Genomic DNA, 20,111 nt, shown 5'->3' with positions numbered 1-20,111 from the left:
TGGGATGACCCGCGGTGCTGCCCGGACGTCCGGGCAGCACCGCGGGTCATCCCAGATCCGCTTCCCGCAGCGTCTTCGTCACGTCGGTGAAGCCCTTGCGGGCCGCGACCAGCCGGCCGTCCCGGACCACCTGCAGGGTCACGTTCGCGTTGACCAGGCGGGGGAAACCGACGGCGGCGAGCTCGTCCTGGAAGTCCCACTGCAGGGTGGGGGTGAGCCCGCCCGTGGTGACCTTCAGTCCGCTGTCCAGCGCCTCGCTCACCGTGTCGGCGCTCACCTCGCCGTCCCCCAGCGACTCGACGACCTGCTTGAACACGGTGTAGGCGATCCAGGTGGTCTGCACCCCGGCGTCCGCGGCGTCGACCCGGTTGTCACCGAAGGCCTCCTCCTTGATCACCTTCTTCATCGGGTCCCAGCGGGCGTCGCCCGCCGCCGGGTACCAGCCGGTGACGTACGACCCCTCGTACGGCCCCGACGCCCCGCCGGACGCGTCGATCGTCGACTGGTCGACGCTGCCCAGCACGGTCGCGGTGCGCACCTCGGGGTAGTCGGCGCGGGTCCGCCGGAAGGAGTCCATGAAGGTGTTCGTGCGGTCGCCGAGGGCGGGCACCACACAGCCCCGCCCGGCCACGTCCGTGGTGACGCGCTCCAGGGCCTGCACCGCCTGGTCGCTGTACGAGGTGGCGTCCTCCGCCGCCCGCTGGTCACCGGACCGCGGGTGCCCGCCCGCCTCCAGGCCCGAGTCGAGCAGCGGCGGCAGCTGGTCGCCCGCGATGGTGTCGGGCCGGATCAGGGTGACCGGCCCGCAGCTGTCGGCCAGGGTGCGGCCGAGACCGGCCAGCAACGCCGGCTGGCCGCCGTTGACGGGATAGGACAGCGGGCTGGTGAACTCGTCGTTGGTGATGCCGTAACCGCCGATGTACGGGATGCCGGAGCCCTCCAGGGCGGGCATGAAGGAGTCGGTGTACTGGCTGTAGGAACCGACGACCGCGACGGCCCCCTCCTGCACCGCGCGCCGGGCGCACCGCGCGGCGGCCACGGTGTCGTTCTCGTCGTTGCAGGTCAGCACGTGGAGCCGGCGGCCGTTGATCCCGCCCTGGGAGTTGACCCAGCGGGCGTAGGCCTTGGCGAACGCGGGCATCCCGGGCTTGTTGGTGGCCTTGGTGTCCTGGGGCGCCCACGTCATCACGGTGATGGGGCCGTCGTCCCCGGAGCCCCCCGTGGCACCGGGGACGATCCCGCATCCGGCGGCGAGCGACGCGCACGCCACCAGTGCGCCCGTGGTCAGGGCGCCGGCTCTGACGGGCCGGTGGAGGAGGCGGGAGAGGAGGATGCTGCGGATGCGTCGCCTGCCGGTCATGCTCACGCACGATTCCGCCACATGACCAACCCCGGAGTGACCCTTGGTCGACGGGCGGTGACACCGGGGTGAATTACGGGGTCCCGTACGACCCGTGTGGCGCGGAAACGTACGATCGACGATCGTGCAAGGTTCGGAGAACTCTTCCCGTCGCGGCCGTCGCTCCTCCACCATGGGCGGCATGCCACTCAATGACATGCCGTGGTGGCGCTGGCGCAGCAATGTGCGTTCCGCGCTGCACATGCTCTCCGATCCCGCCTTCCAGCGGGACGTCTGGCTGGCCGGGGTCGACGGCTACGGCGACGTCACCGACGCCGTCTACCGGTTGGTCGAGGACACCTGGCTGGACAGCTGGTCCGCCGAGAAGTACGTCGGCACCATCTTCCGCGACTCCCAGGAGGCGGCGCTCGTCGACACCGCGGTGCTGCGCGTGCTGCGGATCATGCACCAGGTCGGGCCGGACGCGCCGGTGGCCGCCTATCTCGAGCACGAGGGGTGGCCGGAGGCGGTGCGGGCGGCGCGGGACGCGCACATGCGGATGGCGGCGAGCGACGGCGACGACCCCGACGCGCCGCCGAGCACCCTCGAGGTGCTGCGGATCCTGACGCGGTCCGCGTAGCGGAACGGCCGGCCGGGTGCGACTGCGCGTGTGGGACCCTTTTCTGCATGAGCGAGCAGTCCACCCGAGCCGCGGCCCCGGCCGACCAGTACGTCCTCACCCTGTCCTGCCCCGACAAGCAGGGCATCGTGCACGCCGTGTCGAGCTACCTCTTCATGACCGGCTGCAACATCGAGGACAGCCAGCAGTTCGGCGACCACGACACGGGACTGTTCTTCATGCGCGTCCACTTCTCGGCGGACGCCCCGGTGACCGTGGAGAAGCTGCGGGCGAGCTTCGCGGCGATCGGTGACTCCTTCCACATGGACTGGCAGATCAACCGGGCCGACGAGAAGATGCGCATCCTGCTCATGGTCAGCAGGTTCGGGCACTGCCTGAACGACCTGCTGTTCCGCGCGCGGACCGGAGCGCTGCCGGTGGAGATCGCCGGGGTGGTGTCCAATCACACCGACTTCGCCGAACTGGTGGCTTCGTACAACATTCCCTTCCACCACATCCCGGTGCCGAAGGACGGCAAGCAGGAGGCCGAGGCCCGGCTGCTGGAGATCGTGCGCGAGAGCGACGTCGAGCTCGTCGTCCTCGCCCGCTACATGCAGGTCCTCTCGGACGACCTGTGCAAGCAGCTCTCCGGGCGGATCATCAACATCCACCACTCCTTCCTGCCGAGCTTCAAGGGCGCGAAGCCGTACCACCAGGCGCACGCGCGGGGTGTGAAGCTCATCGGTGCCACGGCGCACTACGTCACCGCCGACCTCGACGAGGGGCCGATCATCGAGCAGGAGGTCGAGCGGGTGGGGCACGACGTCACCCCCGAGGGGCTCGTCGCGATCGGCCGGGACGTGGAGTGCCAGGCGCTGGCGCGGGCGGTGAAGTGGCACGCGGAGCGCCGCATTCTGCCCAACGGGCGGCGGACGGTCGTTTTCGCCTGACAGCTCGGTTTCATCCGTTTCGTCGGCGGGTGCGGGTGCGGGTGCGTGGGGGCCGTTCGCGCCCACGCGGCGGAGCCGCATATCGATACAGTCCCGCGCCCCTGAGAGGTACGTCCACTGCACGTACTCAAGGGGCGCGGGGAACCGCGCGAGCAACCACGAACCACCCGCACCCGCCGACGAAACGGAACCCGCCCCTACATCCGGCTCATGCTCGCCGCCGCGAACAGCACGTCCTTGATGGCGTCACGGTCTCCGACCTGCCCCACCGCGGCCTCGCGCGGCGGCACATGCCCCGCCGCGAGCCGGCAGAACTCCGCCCCGTCCAGCGCGACGTGCGCCACCTCGTGCTCCGCGGAGCCCTTCGCCGCGGGGGAGTCCAGCGGGATCAGCCACTCGCCTCCGCCGGACCCCTCGATCTCCAGCCGCAGACTGCGCCCCGGCTCCCCGGCGGCGACCAGGTGCCGCTCCACGGGGGAGGCCAGCCCGTACTGCCGGCGGTGCTCGAGGACGGCCGGCAGCATCCGCGCGGCCAGGTCGACGATGTGGTGCAGATGCCGCCCGGAGGGCGGGTCGTACGGGTAGTCCACCGCCTCGGCGATGTCCTCCGCGTGCACCCAGCACTCGAAGGCCCGGTCCAGCATCGCGTCGTGCAGCGGCAGTTCGTAGTCGCCGTACGACACCGGCAGCCGTCCGGTGCCGCCGCCCGTGAAGGACACCGTCCGCACGAGGCCGTGGCTCTGCTCCCGCCAGGGCGCCCGTACGGAGCGGGTGGGCGGGAAGCGGGCGGCCCGCCAGTACGCCTCGGTGCGGTCCGACGGGGTGGGCCGGGCGGGTGTGGCGTCACCGAGCGGGTCGTCGAGGCCGAGGGCGACCGCGACCAGCCCGTCGACCGTCAGCAGGTGCGCGATGACCCCGGCGACGGTGGTACGGCGGCTGCTCGCCTCGTCGGACTCGTACCAGCGCAGCCGCACCGGCGCGTGCCACTCGGAGTCGCCGAAGTCCTGGAGCAGCGCGTCCAGCCGCGCGGTCTCGGCGTCGTACGCGGCGGCCCACTCCGGCACGGGGATGCGGGGCGGGCGCCGCTCCAGGCAGGACTCCAGGACGCGGGTGCGCAGGCCGGGGTCCAGGTCCAGGCTCTCGGGCCGCTGGAGCAGGCCGACCGCCTCGCGCAGCCGCAGCGCCTCGTCCGCGCAGGGTCCGCAGGTGCCGAGGTGCTCCTCGACGGCGTCCGCCTCCGCCTGCGCGCAGGCGGCCAGCGCCCAGGCACCCAGCAGCGACTTCAGCACGTGGTGTTCCAGCACGAGCGGTTCGGCGCCCTTCTCCTGGTCGTCGTGCGGCTCGGCGTGGCCGGCCCGGTGCCCGCTCACGCGGCACCCCCGATCCCGGGCGGGGTGTCCGGGGCCCCGGTGTCGTGCGCGGTGGCCAGCAGCTGCAGGCCGAGGCGGAGCCGGCGGCGGGCCTCGTCGTCGGTGACGCCCAGGTCGGCGGCGGTCTGGCGGTAGTCCCGGCGCTGGAAGTACGCCAGCTCCAGGGCGGCCCGCAGGGGCGCCGGCATGGACTGGACGATGTAGTCGGCGCGGGCCGTCACCGAGGCGTGCCGCACCGTGCGCTCCAGGTCCTCCGCGGTGCCGGGGCCGCCGCGGGCGAGCGCCGCGGTCTCCGTGGTGCGCAGCCGTCGTACGGCCAGCCGGCTGGTCAGCGTGGCGAGCCAGGTGCGCAGGGGTTCCTGCGCGGGGTCGTAGGAGTCCGGGTGTTCCCAGACGTGGGCGAAGACGTCGCGGGTGACGGTGTCGGCGGCGTGTTCGTCGCCGAGGACGCGGTGGGCGAGGCCGTGCACGAGCGAGGCGAACCGGTCGTAGAGCTCGCCGAGGGCGGCCGCCTCCCCGCGCGCGAGCCGCTGCTGCATCCTGCGGTCCCAGCGGGGCGGTACGTCCGTTTTCGGCATGCGGCCCCTCACCCCCTGTTCCTCCCCCGGCCCCGGGGTGGTCGGTGTCCGGGTCCGGCGTGTGGTCGGTGACTCCAAGAATGTAGTCGGCACGTAGAAGGGCGCACGCCCCTTTATGGCAATGTGCGCCCCGGGAAGAGCCACAGGTGGTAGAGGGCCGCCCGCCCATGCCGGACGCCGTCCGGGCCGCATCCCCCACCTCCGCGCCGATCGGAACTGATCGAATCAGTTCTAAGACGACTAAATTAAGCCCTTCCTGTTCGGCAGCCGTTTCTCGGCCCGTGTTTCAGGGAACGGCCGGTGGGCAGCCGCGCTGCAAGGAAGCGTAGGGACTGCTTCCGTTTCGGCGAGCGAGGGGCGTGGTGGTGACCTTCAAAGTGACCGACAAGGAGCACGGCGAGTGGGCCGTGCTCCGGGTGTCGGGCGAGCTGGACCTGGTGACGTCCCCGGTGCTGCGCCAGCGGGTGCACGACGTGGTGGCCGAGGGCCGGCACAGCCTCGTCCTCGACCTCTCCGAGGTGTGGTTCTGCGACTCCAGCGGGGTCGGCGTGCTCATCGCCTCCCGCCGGCTGCTGCGCTCCTGCGGGGGCAGCCTGCGGCTGATCCTTCCCGCGCGGGGGGCCGCCGACGGCAGTCACGTCAACAAGGTGCTCGGCGCCCTCGGGGTCCGCCGGCTCTTCGAGATCCACCCGGACGTCCCTTCCGCGGTCGACGAGGACTCCCGCCCGCTGTCGGCGTGACGCCGCGTACGAGCGCTCACACGTGTCACACGCTTGTCCCGTTATTCCCCCGGTCTTGGCCCAGGCGTCGTTTTCCGGCTCCCGGGCGGCCCTCCACCACGTACGCTCCCAGCGAGACGACCCCACTGACCTAAGGCGGCCTGAGAGACATGGTCACCAGCGAGTACGAGCGCAGGATCGCGGCCCGCTTCGCGGGCTTCGACCAGGACGGCAACGGCTACATCGACCGCGAGGACTTCAGCGGAGCGGCCAAGGCGCTGCTCGCCGAGTTCGCCGTCGCGGCCCGCTCCGACCGGGGCCAGGCCCTGTATGTCGGAGCCGAGGCGTTCTGGCAGGGCATGGCGGGGATCGCGGACCGCGACGGAGACCAGCGCATCACGCGCGAGGAGTTCGTGAACGGCGCGGTCAAGCGACTGCGGGACAACCCGGACCGGTTCGCCGAGATCGCCCGCCCCTTCCTGCACGCGGCGCTCGCCGTCGCCGACACCGACGGTGACGGCGCGGCCACCGTCGAGGACACCGCGCGGGTCATCGAGGCGCTCGGCGTCCCCGGGGACCTCGCCCGGACGGCCGCCGCCGCGCTGGACTCCGACGGTGACGGCAGGATCGGCGAGGAGGAGATCGTCCGGTCCTTCGCCCGTTACTTCACCGTCCCCGAGTAGCCCCGGTGGAACACCTCCGCGCGCATGTCACGGATCGTGGCATTCCCATGATCACGGAGGGTTGATACCGGCTTGTGTCCTGTGCGGCTCCCGTCACGGCCCGGAGTCGGACGTCCGCTCCGGTACCTTGTGTCGGATGCGAGTGGTCCCGGGCACGCACCGCGCCGGAGTCGCCCCCGGGGCGACTCCCCACCGGCCGCTGCCTGCGGCTGTCCACCGGGTGGCCAGGCGGAATGCCGGCTCCCGTGCGACTTCCCGTGGCGGGCGTCGCACAGTATGCCGCACGTGTACTCCTTCGCGCTGGAATATGCCCGAAGCGCTTGTTGGGGTGACTGTACGTCAACCATGCTGTCCCGCAAGGGATTCACGTTCCGTGACCCCCGTCCCGGCCGTTGTCCCGGCCATGCAGGAAATGGCTACGATCGTGGCCCTCGTGAGGCGCGAGTCCAAGTGTCCGCCGGTTCGGATGGTGTGAGCGGTGCAGGTGCTTCAAGTGCAACTGGAGATCCGGCCCGACCCCGCTGAGGTGGGACGGGCCCGGCGGTGGGCCCGCTCGCGACTGGCCGGTTCGGGCATAGAGGCCGACGAACCGCTCGCCGAGACCCTGATCCTGCTCGTCTCGGAGCTCGTCACCAATGCCGTGGTGCACACCGGCTGTCCGGCCGTGCTGCGGCTCTCCCTGCCGGGGGCGGACGACGAGGAGGCCACCGTCCGCCTGGAGGTGGCCGACCGCAGCGAACGGGCGCCGGTGCCGCGCTGTGTGGACGGCGGGGCGACGGGCGGACGCGGGCTCGCCCTCGTGGACGGGCTGGCGGACCGCTGGGGCTGGAGCGCGGAGGGGGCCGGCAAGCGGATCTGGTGCGAGCTGGATCGCTGCGCGCAGATGTCCGGCGGGGCGACCGCGTGCGGTGGGCTGGCGTACGAAGTGGTGTAGTGCACGCGGGGCGTGCTGTGCGGGCGCGTGAGAGCTCGGGGTGCCGGGTCGTGCGGCGGGCGCGGGTCGCGTGCGGCTGGTCGCGCGGCTCCCCGCGCCCCTGGGGGTCGCGCGGCTCCCCGCGCCTCGGCAGGGGCACGGGTGCACGGTGGGCCGGTCGCGCGGGTGGGCGTGCGAGTCGGTGCGCCGGGTGTGCTTCCGTGCGCGGTGTCGGCGAACAGGGCATATGCCTCAACCTGCCCATTGTCACCCGAACCGGTGTTGACGCGCCGTGTCCGTTTGATCACGCTGTTCGTCAGCGATTCGCCGCGAGGGGACGGCGAGGGCCCGACGACGGGAGCCCTCGACGAGCGTGGGTCGTGATCCGGCGCCGGTTCCCCAGGGCCGAGGGGGAGCCCGGGAGGGAGCGCCGGAGCCGAAGAGCGGTGCGGCGCTGCCGTGCTCGGGGCGGACAGCGCCGCACCGCCACCGCCGGCAGGAGCACCCGGTTCCCCCACAGCCTGTGGACGGCCTCCCGCTCACTCTCCGGCCGGCACGACCGCTCCCGGCTGCCGCCCGCCGGCCCGGAAGGTCCGCCGGTATGCGGTCGGCGTCACCCCCAGCGCCGCCTGGAGGTGCTGCCGCATCGACTGGGCCGTGCCGAAGCCGGCGTCGCGGGCCACCTGGTCCACGGACAGATCGGTTGACTCCAGCAGGTGCCGGGCCCGCTCCACCCGCTGCCGGGTCAGCCACTGCCCCGGACTGACACCGGCCTCCTCCCGGAAGCGGCGCGTGAAGGTGCGTACCGACATCGCCTCCCGCGCGGCCATGTCGCGCAGCCGGATCGGCTCGTGCAGCCGGCCCAGCGCCCACGCGCGGACGCCGCTCGTGGAGGACTGCCGCGGATCGGGCACCGGCCGCTCGATGTACTGCGCCTGCCCGCCGTCCCGGTGCGGCGGTACGACCGTACGGCGGGCCACCTCGTTGGCCACGGCGGCGCCGTGGTCGCGCCGCACCATGTGCAGGCACAGGTCGATCCCGGCCGCGACGCCCGCCGAGGTCAGGATGGAGCCGTCGTCGACGAACAGCACGTCCGGGTCGACGTCGATCCGGGGGAACAACCGCTGGAAGCGCTCGGCGTCGGCCCAGTGGGTGGTGGCGGGCCGGCCGTCGAGATACCCGGCGGCGGCGAGGACGTACACGCCGGTGCAGATGGAGGCGAGCCGGGTGCCGGGGCGGATGCGGGCGAGGGCGGCGGCCAGCGCGTCGGTCAGCTCGCCCCGCTCGTACACCGGGCCGAGCTCGTAGGAGGCCGGGACGATCACCGTGTCGGCGGTGGCGAGGGCCTCGGGGCCGTGGGCGACGTGGACGGCGAAGTCGGCGTCGGTCTCCACCGGCCCGGGCGGCCGGACCGAGCAGGTGATCACCTCGTACAGGCGCCGCCCCCGCCCGTCCCTCGGGCGGCCGAAGATGCGGTGCGGGATGCCCAGCTCGAAGGGGAGCAGCCCGTCGAGAGCGAGGACGACGACGCGGTGGGGCCGGAAGCCGGCGGACGCGTGCGGGTGCTCGGCCGGATCCATGGCCCGATCCTAGCGAATGCTGTCCTTCGGGCCACTCGTTGTGGCGGGTCCGATCCCGGAAGCTCTATGGCGTGATCCGGACAAGAGAGACCGCCGCCGTCGTGGAGCCGCCCGCGAGCGGACCGAAGCCGGCCCGCACCCGTGTGCACCGCGCGTGGTTCGTCGCCGCCGTCACGTTCGTGACGATCATCGGCGCCGCCGCCTTCCGCTCCGTACCGGGTCTGTTCATCGACCCGCTGCACGACGAGTTCGGCTGGTCGCGCGGGACCATCGGCGCGGCGGTCTCCGTGAACCTCGCGCTGTACGGCCTCACCGCGCCGTTCGCGGCGGCGCTGATGGACCGCTACGGCATCCGGAAGGTGGTCGCGGTCGCCCTCAGCGTGATCGCGCTCGGCTCGGGCCTGACGGTGTGGATGACGGCGGCCTGGCAACTGCTGCTGTGCTGGGGCCTGCTGGTGGGGCTCGGCTCCGGTTCCATGGCGCTGGCCTTCGCCGCGACCGTCACCAACCGCTGGTTCACCGAGCGCCGGGGCCTGGTCACCGGCATCCTCACCGCCGCGTCCGCCTCCGGGCAGTTGATCTTCCTGCCCCTGCTGTCCTGGATCGTCTCGCGGCACGACTGGCGGCCGGCGGCCGTCACCGTGGCGCTCGCCGCGCTCGCGGTGGTCCCGTTCGTCTGGCTGCTGCTGCACGACCATCCGGCCGACGTGGGCCAGAAGCCGTACGGCGCGAAGGAGTTCGTACCCAAGCCGGCGCCTGTTCCGGGCGCCGCGCGGCGTGCGCTGACCGTGCTGTCCTCGGCGGTGCGGACGGGGCCGTTCTGGCTGCTCGCCGGGTCCTTCGCGATCTGCGGCGCCTCGACCAACGGGCTGGTCCAGACCCACTTCGTGCCCGCGTCGCACGATCACGGGATGCCGGTCACGACCGCGGCGTCCCTGCTGGCGGTCATCGGCGTCTTCGACGTCGTCGGGACGGTGGCGTCCGGGTGGTTCACGGACCGCTTCGACGCGCGCCGGCTGCTCGCGGTGTACTACGCGCTGCGGGGGATCTCGCTGCTGTTCCTGCCGATCCTGCTGGCGCCGAGCGTGCATCCGCCGATGCTGTTCTTCATCGTCTTCTACGGGCTGGACTGGGTGGCCACCGTGCCGCCGACGCTCGCCCTGTGCCGTGAGCACTACGGCGAGGACAGTCCGATCGTGTTCGGGTGGGTGCTCGCCTCGCACCAGGTGGGTGCGGCTGTCGTCGCCTTCCTCGGAGGTGTCGCGCGGGACACGTTCGGGTCGTACGACGTGGTCTGGTACGCGTCGGGGGCGCTGTGCGCCGCGGCGGCGCTGATGGCACTGGTGATCCGGCGGCGGCCGGCTCCCCTTGCGACGGCGGTCGCCTGAGGGCTCGGGGCCGGGGTGGGGCGGGGGTGTCGCGCGGCCCGGCGTTCGCGGGGTGCCTCCCCCGCTGTCGGCTGCTCCCCCACTCCCGGCTTCGCTCGAGCGGGGGACCCCATGAGCGGGGGGACCCCATGAGCGGAAGGTACCCCCACCGCCCGCCCGTGCCGCCCCGGGGCACCTCCCAGGCCCTTGAGGCACTGGGGGAGGCACGACGTGCCCGCAGTTACGCGGGGAGCCGGGAGGCGCCCCCCGCGCGGGCCACCGCCCTGGCTATGCGCTGGGCGTCCGACGCCAGTTCGCGGAGGTTGCCGCTGATCGGGTTGGTGAAGCCCGTGAAGTAGAGGCCGGGCGCGGCGGCCGGGGTGCGGGCGCCGTGGACGACCGGTCTGCCGCGGTCGTCGAGGACGCCGAGCCCGCCGACCAGACCCTCCAGACCGCGCACGTAGCCCGTGGCCGCCACGACCGCGTCCGGGGTGATGCGGTCGCCGTCCGCCAGGACGACCTCGCCCTCCTCGAACCCCTCCACGGCGGCCACGACCTCCACCGCCCCCTTGCGCACGGCGTCGACGAGGCCGACGTCCTGCACGGGGATCGCCCCCTCCAGCACCCGGCTGTACAGACCGGAGGCGGGGCGCGGGAGCCCCCGGTCGGCCAGGTCCGGCAGTGCCACCCTCGCCTGGACCCGGCACAACCGGTCGACGAGGCCGACCGGCAGCCGGCGTACCAGGACAGCCGAGTACTGCGCGGGCCAGCCCGCGGTCGAGCGGCGCACGATGTGCGGAGGGGTGCGCACCGCGAGGCGCACCCGGGAGGCGCCCCCCTCCACCAGGTCCACGGCGATCTCGGCCCCCGTGTTGCCGACGCCCACGACCAGCACGTCCCGGCCGGTGAAGGGCTTCGCGTCGCGGTACTCGGACGCGTGCAGGAACGCGCCGGTGTACGTGTCCCGGCCGGGCCAGTCGGGGACGCGGGGCGTGTGGTTGAAGCCCGTGGCGACGACGACCGCCGCGCCGGTCAGCTCGCGGCCCCCGGTGGCGTGCAGCAGCCAGCCGGTGCCGTCGGGGGTGCGCTCGACCCGGGAGACCTCGACCCCGGTGACGATCTCCAGCCGGTGGTGCTCGGCGTACTTCTCCAGGTAGCGGACCATGTCGTCGCGGGCCGGCCACCGCCCGAACCGGCGCGGCATCGGCAGCCCGGGCAGCGCGGACAGGCGCCGGGTGGTGTGCAGACGCAGCCGGTCGTAGTGGCGCCGCCAGGAGTCCCCCACGCGGTCGGAACGCTCCAGGACGACGGCCCGCACCTCCCGGGCGCGCAGGGCGTACGCGACGGCGAGTCCGCCCGGACCACCGCCGATGACGTAGACGGGGCGGTCCGCCCGGTTCGGCACGGTGGGCTGCGCGGACATGGAGGTGTCGGAGGAGTCGGCCATGAGCGCGAGCGTAATCACGCCCCTGGTTGATGGGTCTCGGTCAAGACCGGAATTGGTTGCGGATTGATCACGTCTGTAGGGATCGCGGGCTTGAATGTCCCCATGTTCTCCTTACCCGGGCACACCCGGCCCCTCCCCGAACTTCACGGTCACGGCCTGCGCCTCCGTCCCTGGGACCCCGGGTCCCGGGCGGACGTGGACACCTGGCTGAGCGGCCTCACGGACCCGGAGTTCCGGCGCTGGAACACCCCGCTCCGGCCGATCACGGACGCGGACAGTGCCCGGGAGTCACTGCGCCGGGGCGCGCGGCGCGACGCGGACGGCACGGGGGCGTCCTTCCGGATCGCCGACGCCCGCAGCGGCACCGCACTGGGGCACATCGGCGTCAACGAGATCCACCCCGTCATGCGGCGCGGCCTGGTCGGCTACTGGGTGCTCCCCGAGGCACGCGGCCGGGGCGTCGCCACCCGGGCCCTGCTGCTCGCCTCGCACTGGGCGCTGACCGAACTCGGCCTGCACCGGCTGGAGCTGAACCACGCGCTGGGACACGAGGCGTCCTGCCGGGTCGCCACGCGGTGCGGGTTCCGGCACGAGGGGACCATGCGCGGCGCGATCTTCGAAGCCGGCCGCCGCGACGCGTTCCGCGACGCCCACCTGCACGCCCGTCTCGCCGCGGACCCGGAGCCCGTCCTCACGGCCACAGCGACTCCCTGACCCAGCCCTCCGGTCCGCGCCGGTAGCGCAGCCGTACGTGCCGCCGCCGGGCCTCGCCCTGGAAGAACTCCACCTCGTCCGCCCGCAGCCGGTACAGGGTCCAGGACGGGGCCGGGGTGTCCGGCGCGTGCCGCGCCCGCTCCCACGCCGCCTCCGAGGCCCGCGCCAGCTCCTGGGCCGACCCGAGGACCTCGCTCTGCCTGCCGGTCAGCGCGGCAGCCAGCGCCCCGGTGGAACGGGCGTGCAGATCCGCCTGCGCCTCCTCGGCCGGGGCCGCCGCGACGGGCCCGCGCACCCGCACCTGGCGGCCCAGCACCGGCCAGTAGAAGGCCAGCGCGGCGTACGGGCGCGCGGCGAGGTGGCCGCCCTTGCGGCTGTGCGCGTGGGTGGCGAAGGACCAGCCGTCGTCGTCCGCGCCGTGCAGCATCACGATCCGTACGTCCGGCAGCCCGCGCGCGTCCGCCGTGGCCAGGGACATGGTGTGCGGCTCGGCCTGACCGGCCGCCACCGCCTCGGCGAACCACCGCGTGAACAGCGGCAGCGGCTCGGCGGGCGCGACGGCCGGGTCGAACGCGGGCAGGTCGGTGACCTGCGGGTCCCACACCCGCAGCGACCTCAGCAGCTCGTGGAGATCAGGTTCCATGCACCGATTGTCGGGCGTCCGGCTGCCGGGCGTCCGGCGGACTCACACCGATCCGAGGTCCGACGACACCCACCGCTCGGGCCGCATCCGCACGACGACCTGCTCGCCGTGGTTCTTCCAGGAGAAGTCGACGTACCCCTCGACCTTGCCGGCCGGCAGGTAGCGCGCGGAGATCTCCCGCAGCTGCTCGATCGTGGCCGGGGTGGTGTCGAGCACCGGCCCCTCGACCGAGACGTAACGGATGGTGGGTTCGAGGCGGTCGACCATGAGCGAGAACCGTCCCGCCGCGCCGATCAGCAGGTTCTTGCGCGAGTCCAGGCCGGTCATGATCCATACGTCGCCACCGGGCGCGTACTGGTACCAGATCGGCACGGTGAGCGGGGCGCGGCCGTTCCCCGCGCCGACCGCCAGCGCCGCGACGTGCGGCTCGGCCAGGAACTGTTCGCGCTCTTCACGGGTCAGGGCCATTCCGGGTTCCTCCTGTGACATGTGCGTCGGACATTCACTCGGTCGCTCGGGCCTGCGATCGGCTCGCCGATGCACAACACCGGCCGGACGGCGCCGTGTTCCCCGCCTCCCTCCCGCACCGCGCGGAAAGCGACGGGCGGCGGCCCACCGGAGTGAACCGCCGCCCGTCTGACAGGACTTGCGAGACCGCGCCTCGGTGTGGGCCGCCGGGCGCCTACTTCGCCGGCTTCTTGCCGGTGACCCCCAGGTGCACCAACAGAGCCAGGTTCGGTTTGAGTTCCGCCTGCTTCACGCCCCAGGAGGAGAAACCTTTCTGGTGGGAGGCGACGGCCGCGAGCATGGCCACCAGGGAGCCGGCGATCGCCGCGGGATTCACGTCCTTGTCGATCCGTCCCTTGGCCTGCAGCTCGGCGACGGAGTCCGCCAGCGAGTTGTTCACGGAGTTCAGGATCTTCATGCGGATCTTGTAGAAGCGCTTGTCGCCCTCGGCCGCGCCGAGGTCCACGACCCGCAGGATCGCCTCGTTGTCGCGCCAGAACTCCAGGAAGCCGTCGACGAGTTCCTGTGCCGTCTGCCAGCCGGCCTTCCCCGCCCAGGAGCGGCCCTCCAGCAGCTCGCTCAGCCCGGCGCTCTCGGCGGCCATGCGCTCGGCGATCTCCAGGACGGCGCCCTCGACGTCCGGGAAGTACTGGTAGAAGGTAGCGGGAGAGGTGCCCGCCTTACGCGCGACATCGATGACTTTGACGTCCCGGTAGGGGGAGGAGCTGAGCATTTCGCTGAGGCAGTCGAGCAGTTTCTGCCGGGTCGCCTGCCCACGCCGGCCGGCCACACGGCCGTCGACGGTACGCACTTGTCCTGTCATGCCGTCAGCTTACCGACGGGTGATCCGAGCGCGATTCGGCCGACTGCAAATGGGGTGTGCGGGTCCGTGGAGGCTGGTGTGCCTGGTCTGCGGCCTGCGGGCGGCACGGTTACTTTGGCGGCATGGCCGAAAACAGGGCATCGGAGTACGTGGAGTACACGGAGGGCACCCCCTGCTGGGTGGACGCGCAACTGCCCGACGTGGAGGCGGGCAAGCGGTTCTACGGCGAGCTCTTCGGGTGGACCTTCGAGGACCAGCCCCAGGGAACCGTGCGGGCGTTGAAGGACGGGGACCCCGTCGCCTCCCTCGCGCACAAGACGGACGGCCGGCTGCCCACCGTATGGACGGTGTCCTTCGCCACCCCGGACGCCGAGGGGCTGTGCCGACGGATCCGCGCGGCCGGCGGGCAGGTCGTCTCCCCGCCGGGACCCTTCGGCGGCCTGGGCGTCACCGCGCTCGTCACCGACCCCGAGGGGGCGGTGTTCTCCCTCTGGCAGGGTGCGGAGACCCCCGGCTTCGGGCGCCGGTACGAGCCGGGCACCTTCGCCTGGGTGCAGCTGTACACGCGGGACACCCGGGCGGCCAACACCTTCTACGGGGACCTCTTCCACGACGCCCTGTTCGGTCCGGCCGCCGACCCCGGCTTCGGCCGCGCGCCGGTCTCCGACGTCTTCCCCGTCGAGATGCCGCCGCACTTCCTCGTCCACTTCGCCGTCGAGGACCCCGGGGCCGGCCTGGAGGAGGTGGTCCGGCTCGGCGGCCGGGTCCAGGTTCCGCCCTTCGAGACGTCCTACGGCACGGCGGCCGTGGTCACCGACGATCAAGGAGCGTCCTTCGCGCTGCTGCGTCGCTGAGCCGCCGCGCCGTTTCCGACCCCTGTGTCGTATGAAAACCTGGACACCCTATTTGTCGGCCGGTTCGCAACCGGGGGCGCGGCCAGGAAGAATCGGGGTGCGTGCCGCCACGGCGGTGCGGTGGTGAGACGCTGCACTTCGGTCGCGGGCACAGGTGGTGGCGCGACTCGTACGGGGAGGTGGCAGGCAAGTGGTGGATCAGCTGACGCAGCACGATCCGCGGCGTATCGGGCCGTTCGAGGTGCTGGGACGGCTGGGAGCCGGCGGCATGGGGCTGGTCTATCTCGCGCGCTCGGCGTCCGGGCGGCGGGTGGCGATCAAGACGGTCAGGACCGAACTGGCCGAGGACCAGCTCTTCCGGGTTCGCTTCACACGCGAGGTCGAGGCGGCCCGCGCGGTCTCCGGTTTCTACACGGCGGCCGTCGTGGACGCCGATCCGCGCGCCGCCGTGCCGTGGCTGGCCACGGCGTACGTTCCCGCGCCCTCCCTCGAGGAGATAGTGAACGAGTGCGGGCCGCTCCCGGCCCAGGCGGTGCGCTGGCTCGCGGCGGGCGTCGCGGAGGCGCTCCAGTCGATCCACGGCGCCGGGCTGGTCCACCGCGACCTGAAGCCCTCCAACGTCCTCGTCGTCGAGGACGGCCCCCGGGTGATCGACTTCGGCATCGCCTCCGGCGTCTCCAACACCCGTCTGACGATGACGAACGTCGCCGTCGGCACCCCCGCCTACATGTCCCCGGAGCAGGCCAAGGACTCCCGCAGCGTCACCGGCGCGAGCGACGTCTTCTCGCTCGGCTCCATGCTGGTCTTCGCCGCCACGGGACATCCGCCGTTCCACGGCGCCAACCCCGTCGAGACCGTCTTCATGCTGCTGCGCGAGGGCCCGGACCTCGAAGGCCTCCCGGACGAGCTGCGCCCCCTCATCGAAGCCTGCATGCAGATGGAGGCGGCGGGCCGGCCCAACCCCGCCGACCTCCAGGCCCAGCTCGCCCCGCACCTGTTCGGCTCCGGCTCCGACGACAGCGGTACGGCGTCGGCGTGGCTGCCCGAGCGGGCGGTGAGCCTGATCGAGACGCGGCGGGGCGGCCGGCCGGCGGTCAGACCCGCGCACGGAACCGGCCGCAGCGGCGGCGGGGCCCGCCCTCATGTTCCCCCGCCGCCCCCGCACGACCCGGTCGTTCCACCGCCGCCCCCGTCCGTGCCCGCCCCGGTGGGTGCTCCGGTGGGCGCCCCCGACGCCGGCCCCGTACGGCTGGCGGGCGCGGCGGTGCCCATCGGACCCGGCCCGCGCGTCGCCGACACGCGCGCGGCCGCCGTCAAGGCACCCCCGCCGGCCGCCGCCCTGGCCGCCACCTGGTCCAAGCCCCGCCCCGGCGTCAACGGCGCCGACCCGGCCGTACCGGCACCCGCCGCGCCCACCGCCCCGCCGGACCAGCCCGGTGGCGGCTGGCGCCCGTGGCGCTTCCGCATGTCCAACGACGTCTGGGGCACCCCAGCCGTCGACGGCGACCTCGTCTACGTCACCTCCTTCGAGGTGCACGCCCTCGACGTCGCCACCGGCCGGCGCCGCTTCAAGACCCGTGACGTCGCCTGGTCGATGGCGGTCGCCGACGGCCGCATCCACGCCTCCGACGGACCCACCCTGTACGCCCTCGACGCCCGCGAGGGCGGCGACCTGTGGCGGCTGTCCACGGACGCCTGGGTGTACTCCCTCAAGGCCGACCGCGGCACCGTCGTCACCGGCACGCGCGGTGGCGGCGTCCAGGCGTGGGAGGCGTCCACCGGCCAGAAGCTGTGGGAGGTCACCGGCTGCCAGAGCGACTTCGAGTCCCCCGAGGCCGGCCCCGCCGTCCACGAGGGCACGGTCTACGTCTGGCAGGACGCCCGCCTGCGCGCCCTCGACGCCCGCACCGGCGACGAGCGCTGGTCGTACCCCATCGGCGACGCGGCCTCCTGCGGCGGAGTGCCGGTCCGTGTGACGCACGCCCCCGACGGCTACGTCTACGTCTGCGCCGGCACCCGCGTCCTCGCCCTGGAGACCGCCTCCGGCCACGTGCGCTGGCACTTCGAGGCCCCGGCGGCCTTCCTCGCCCCGCCCGCGTTCGTCCCCGGCCCGGCGGTCACCGGCGGCGGCCTCTACCTCGCCGACTACCTCGGCACGGTCTACGCCCTCGACGCCACCGACGGCCGTGACCGCTGGCGCATCGCCACCGAGTCCCGTTCCTCCGTCGAGCCGGTCCTGGTCGCCGCCGGCCACGTCCACGTGGGCAGCGGCAAGGGCCTGTACACCCTGGACGCGGTCACCGGCACGCCCAAGTGGCGCTTCCAGTCCGGCGGCGAGATCGTGGGCGCCCCCGCGGTCGCGGAGGGCCGTATCCACTTCGGCTCCAGCGACCACCTGCTCTACACCCTGAAGGCCGACGACGGCCGCCTGAGGTGGAAGCTGGCGACCGGCGGCGAGATCACCGGCTCCCCGGTGGTCCGGGACGGCGTGGTGTACGCGTGCAGCAAGGACCGCTGCGTGTACGCGCTGGACGCGGAGAAGGGGACGGGGACGGCGCGGACGGCGTAGGGCCCCTTGTACGGGGCGGTGCCGCGGACGGGCTTCCGTGGACGGGCTTCTGCGGACGGGCTTCTGCGGACGGGCTTCTGCGGACGGGCTTCTGTGGACGGGCTTCTGTGGACGGGCTTCTGTGGACGGGCTTCTGTGGACGGGCTTCCGTGGACGGGCTTCCGTGGACGGGCTTCCGTGGACGGGCCCCCGCGGACGGGCCTCCGTGGACGGGCCCCCGCGGACGGGCCTCCGTGGACGGCCGTCGTGCCGGGTTGTACGGAAGGGGTGTCGGACGGCGGCCGTCGCTGCGGGAAGCGGCGGTCCACCGCTCCCACCGCAGACGCTACGCCGGGTACGCGACGGTCGCCAGGCGGTGACATGCCCGTGACACGGAGATCGCTAGCCTGACGGCCATGAATCCCCGGGGGAACACACTCAGGCTCACGGCGGTCTCGGCACTCGTCGTCCTCACCCTCACCGGTTTCTCGACCGGCCGCGGCGGCAGCGGCGGCGGTGACGGGGGCGGGGGCGGCGGGTGCAGCAGCTCGGATCAGAACCACGACTCGTCGTCGAGTTCCGGAGGCGGCTCGCACCGGGACCACGACGATGACGACGACTACGGCACCTCGGGCAGCGGCGGGGGCAGCGGAGACGCGTCGACGTCCCCGCAGGACGCCACGGTGGAGCTGGTGAGCTGCGCCTCGGAGGCGTCCCCGTACGCGACGGTCGAGGTCACCAACCGGGATTCGGTCGCCGGGGTCTTCACGGTCACGGTGACCTTCGAGGACACGACCGGCGGCGAGGTCGTCTCCCAGTCCCAGGACGTCGACGTGCCCGCGAACGACACGGCGACGGTACGGGTGAACGTGGGCGACAGCAGGGATGTGACCCGGGTCGCCGAGTGCGACCCCGACCTGTACGCCCCGGCCGTGCGTTGATCTGACCGGCGCTGACAGGTGGCCGTCGGGCCGCTCGCTTCTTTGTCAGTGTCGTGCTTCCGCGGTCCGCGTCAAGGGCGCTGCGTTCCGCTGCGCTGCACTCCGCGTCGCCTTCGGCGATGGGCCTCCGGGCCACCCTTGACCCGGCCCGCTCCAGCACGGGGGAGAAGCGAGCGAGCGGCCGGAGGAAAGCGGGGGGCCAGGCATGTCTACGACCTGCCGTCGGTCGCGGGGTGGACGGGGTCCGCGGACGCGTCCGCGCCTCGCCTGCACGCCGGGTGGGCTGAGCGGCGAACGCCCGGTGGGGAGCGGGGGCAGGGGCGCGCTCGCGTCTCGCCTGCACGCCGGGCAGGTTCGGCGGCGAACGGTGAGTGGGTGGTACGGCACACGCGCCGGGAAGACAGGGGCACGCCGGGCCGGCTCAGCGGCCGACGGTGGCCGGGGGCAGGGACGCGCTCGCGCCCAGCAAGCACGCCGGGCCGGCTCAGCGGCGAACGCCTGGTGAGGTCGGGGGGCAGGGGCGCGCTCGCGTCTCGCCTGCACGCCGGGCAGGTTCGGCGGCTTGCGGCCGGTGAGTGGTGCGATATCAGAGCGGCGGCGTGACCACGGTAGGTGACGGGTGGTGGAAGCGGGGGCCGCGACATTGGGTGGCCCACCGTCGACCGGAGCTCGAAGTGCGGGTCGTGTACCCGTGATTGGAGCAGATCTCCATGGACGGGCGGGATGGAACCTGGTGGGTGCGGGTGAAAACGGCCACGGGCTGGAGAAACGCTCCAATCATCACCATGCGGGCACCGCACGCTGTGCGAGCAAGCCTCCAAGGCGACGTGGCGGGCCTGCGGGGCGTCACACGGGCCCGCCGCGCCCCGCCTGCCCCCATCCGCCGCAGGCCGCCGAGTCCACCTGGCACACCGCCGCACCCGCCACCCACCGGCCACCCGCCACAGACCGCCGAGCTCGACCGGCGTGCCGTCCGCCACCCGCGCGTGCTGCCTCACCCACCGTCGGCCGCTGAGCCGACCCGGCGTCTCCCGCCCCTGGCGCGCGCACCACACCACCCACCGGCCGCAAGCCGCCGAACCTGCCCGGCGTGCAGGCGAGGCGCGAGTGCGCCCCTGCCCTCGCTCCCCACCAGGCGTTCGCCGCTGAGCCTGCCCGGCGTGCTTGCCGGGCGCGAGCGCGCCCCTGCCCCCCGACCTCACCAGGCGTTCGCCGCTGAGCCTGCCCGGCGTGCTTGCCGGGCGCGAGCGCGTCCCTGCCCCCGGCCCGGCGTGCCCCTGTCTTCCCGACGCGTGTGCCGTACCACCCACTCGCCGTTCGCCGCTGAGCCCACCCGGCGTGCAGGCGAGACGCGAGCGCGCCCCCGCACTCCGGCCCACTGGTCCACCTCCCCAAGGGGCTGCTTGCCTGGCCCCCGCTTCTCCTCCGGCCGCTCGCTCGCTTCTCCCCCGTGCTGGAGCGGGCCGGGTCAAGGGTGGGCCGCAGGCCCATCGCCGAAGGCGACGCGGAGTGCAGC

General features: G+C 73.3%; 18 protein-coding genes. 10 read left to right on the top strand and 8 right to left on the bottom strand.

Annotation, left to right across the window (positions count from 1 at the left end; genetic code table 11):
* Positions 1-46 precede the first annotated feature (46 nt).
* Positions 47-1,360 (bottom strand): ABC transporter substrate-binding protein, encoded by a 1,314-nt coding sequence (locus ACFXAE_RS16295; RefSeq protein WP_384714316.1) that lies wholly within the window; start codon positions 1,358-1,360, stop codon positions 47-49.
* 172 nt (positions 1,361-1,532) lie between these two features.
* Here ACFXAE_RS16295 and ACFXAE_RS16290 point away from each other — a divergent pair, with 172 nt between their 5' ends.
* Together ACFXAE_RS16290 and purU are read left to right on the top strand one after the other, a co-directional pair.
* Positions 1,533-1,979 carry a hypothetical protein gene (locus tag ACFXAE_RS16290; RefSeq protein WP_384714313.1) on the top strand — a complete coding sequence of 149 codons (447 nt, stop codon included), beginning with the start codon at positions 1,533-1,535 and terminating at the stop codon, positions 1,977-1,979.
* A gap of 47 nt (positions 1,980-2,026) precedes the next feature.
* Complete coding sequence (gene purU / locus ACFXAE_RS16285; protein WP_384714310.1) at positions 2,027-2,908, top strand: formyltetrahydrofolate deformylase; 882 nt, start codon at positions 2,027-2,029, stop codon at positions 2,906-2,908.
* 197 nt (positions 2,909-3,105) lie between these two features.
* Here purU and ACFXAE_RS16280 read toward each other — a convergent pair whose 3' ends face one another.
* Positions 3,106-4,278 (bottom strand): maleylpyruvate isomerase N-terminal domain-containing protein, encoded by a 1,173-nt coding sequence (locus ACFXAE_RS16280; RefSeq protein ID WP_384714308.1) that lies wholly within the window; start codon positions 4,276-4,278, stop codon positions 3,106-3,108.
* Positions 4,275-4,856, bottom strand: a complete 582-nt coding sequence (locus ACFXAE_RS16275; protein WP_384714305.1) for an RNA polymerase sigma factor — start codon at positions 4,854-4,856, stop codon at positions 4,275-4,277. Before ACFXAE_RS16275 ends, ACFXAE_RS16280 begins: the two co-directional genes overlap by 4 nt.
* 359 nt (positions 4,857-5,215) lie before the next feature.
* Here ACFXAE_RS16275 and ACFXAE_RS16270 point away from each other — a divergent pair, with 359 nt between their 5' ends.
* From ACFXAE_RS16270 to ACFXAE_RS16260, 3 genes are all read left to right on the top strand, one after another.
* Positions 5,216-5,596, top strand: coding sequence for an STAS domain-containing protein (locus ACFXAE_RS16270; RefSeq protein ID WP_384714302.1), 381 nt, complete (start codon positions 5,216-5,218; stop codon positions 5,594-5,596).
* 149 nt (positions 5,597-5,745) lie between these two features.
* Entirely contained in the window at positions 5,746-6,258 is a 513-nt protein-coding gene (locus ACFXAE_RS16265; protein ID WP_361747915.1) for an EF-hand domain-containing protein, read from the top strand.
* 493 nt (positions 6,259-6,751) lie between these two features.
* Positions 6,752-7,192, top strand: coding sequence for an ATP-binding protein (locus tag ACFXAE_RS16260; protein ID WP_384714579.1), 441 nt, complete (start codon positions 6,752-6,754; stop codon positions 7,190-7,192).
* Positions 7,193-7,710: 518 nt separating this feature from the next.
* Here the strand turns inward: ACFXAE_RS16260 and ACFXAE_RS16255 are convergent.
* Positions 7,711-8,751, bottom strand: a complete 1,041-nt coding sequence (locus ACFXAE_RS16255; RefSeq protein WP_384714299.1) for a GlxA family transcriptional regulator — start codon at positions 8,749-8,751, stop codon at positions 7,711-7,713.
* Between the two features lie 71 nt (positions 8,752-8,822).
* On the opposite strand from ACFXAE_RS16255, the gene ACFXAE_RS16250 reads away from it, so the two are divergent.
* Positions 8,823-10,139 (top strand): MFS transporter, encoded by a 1,317-nt coding sequence (locus ACFXAE_RS16250; RefSeq protein WP_384714297.1) that lies wholly within the window; start codon positions 8,823-8,825, stop codon positions 10,137-10,139.
* A 220-nt stretch (positions 10,140-10,359) separates the two neighbouring features.
* Here ACFXAE_RS16250 and ACFXAE_RS16245 read toward each other — a convergent pair whose 3' ends face one another.
* Complete coding sequence (locus ACFXAE_RS16245) at positions 10,360-11,565, bottom strand: flavin-containing monooxygenase (protein ID WP_384714294.1); 1,206 nt, start codon at positions 11,563-11,565, stop codon at positions 10,360-10,362.
* Positions 11,566-11,667: 102 nt separating this feature from the next.
* Between ACFXAE_RS16245 and ACFXAE_RS16240 the strand changes: the two genes are divergently transcribed.
* Positions 11,668-12,279 carry a GNAT family N-acetyltransferase gene (locus ACFXAE_RS16240; protein WP_384714291.1) on the top strand — a complete coding sequence of 204 codons (612 nt, stop codon included), beginning with the start codon at positions 11,668-11,670 and terminating at the stop codon, positions 12,277-12,279.
* Here ACFXAE_RS16240 and ACFXAE_RS16235 read toward each other — a convergent pair.
* The 3 genes from ACFXAE_RS16235 to ACFXAE_RS16225 form a co-directional block, all read right to left on the bottom strand.
* Positions 12,257-12,922, bottom strand: a complete 666-nt coding sequence (locus tag ACFXAE_RS16235) for a pyridoxal 5'-phosphate synthase (RefSeq protein ID WP_384714288.1) — start codon at positions 12,920-12,922, stop codon at positions 12,257-12,259. The two genes, ACFXAE_RS16240 and ACFXAE_RS16235, sit on opposite strands and share 23 nt — an antisense overlap.
* Before the next feature lie 42 nt (positions 12,923-12,964).
* Positions 12,965-13,390 (bottom strand): pyridoxamine 5'-phosphate oxidase family protein, encoded by a 426-nt coding sequence (locus ACFXAE_RS16230; RefSeq protein WP_384714285.1) that lies wholly within the window; start codon positions 13,388-13,390, stop codon positions 12,965-12,967.
* Positions 13,391-13,604: 214 nt separating this feature from the next.
* A complete protein-coding gene (locus ACFXAE_RS16225) occupies positions 13,605-14,240 on the bottom strand; it encodes a TetR family transcriptional regulator (protein WP_384714576.1) in 636 nt (211 codons plus the stop codon).
* 134 nt (positions 14,241-14,374) lie between these two features.
* Here ACFXAE_RS16225 and ACFXAE_RS16220 point away from each other — a divergent pair, with 134 nt between their 5' ends.
* The 3 genes from ACFXAE_RS16220 to ACFXAE_RS16210 all read left to right on the top strand — a co-directional run bounded on the left by ACFXAE_RS16220 (position 14,375) and on the right by ACFXAE_RS16210 (position 18,595).
* Complete coding sequence (locus ACFXAE_RS16220) at positions 14,375-15,106, top strand: VOC family protein (RefSeq protein ID WP_384714282.1); 732 nt, start codon at positions 14,375-14,377, stop codon at positions 15,104-15,106.
* Between the two features lie 190 nt (positions 15,107-15,296).
* The gene (locus ACFXAE_RS16215; protein ID WP_384714279.1) at positions 15,297-17,675 is read left to right on the top strand and encodes a PQQ-binding-like beta-propeller repeat protein; all 2,379 of its coding nucleotides are present in this window, start codon (positions 15,297-15,299) and stop codon (positions 17,673-17,675) included.
* A 395-nt stretch (positions 17,676-18,070) separates the two neighbouring features.
* Positions 18,071-18,595: a hypothetical protein gene (locus ACFXAE_RS16210; protein ID WP_384714276.1), complete on the top strand. Its 525-nt coding sequence runs from the start codon at positions 18,071-18,073 to the stop codon at positions 18,593-18,595.
* Positions 18,596-20,111 lie beyond the last annotated feature (1,516 nt).

It is taken from the genome of Streptomyces sp. NPDC059454 (assembly GCF_042749965.1).
Taxonomy (GTDB): domain Bacteria; phylum Actinomycetota; class Actinomycetes; order Streptomycetales; family Streptomycetaceae; genus Streptomyces.
The sequence above is the reverse complement of the archived record's forward strand: the minus strand, read 5'-3'. Positions and strand labels throughout refer to the sequence as shown.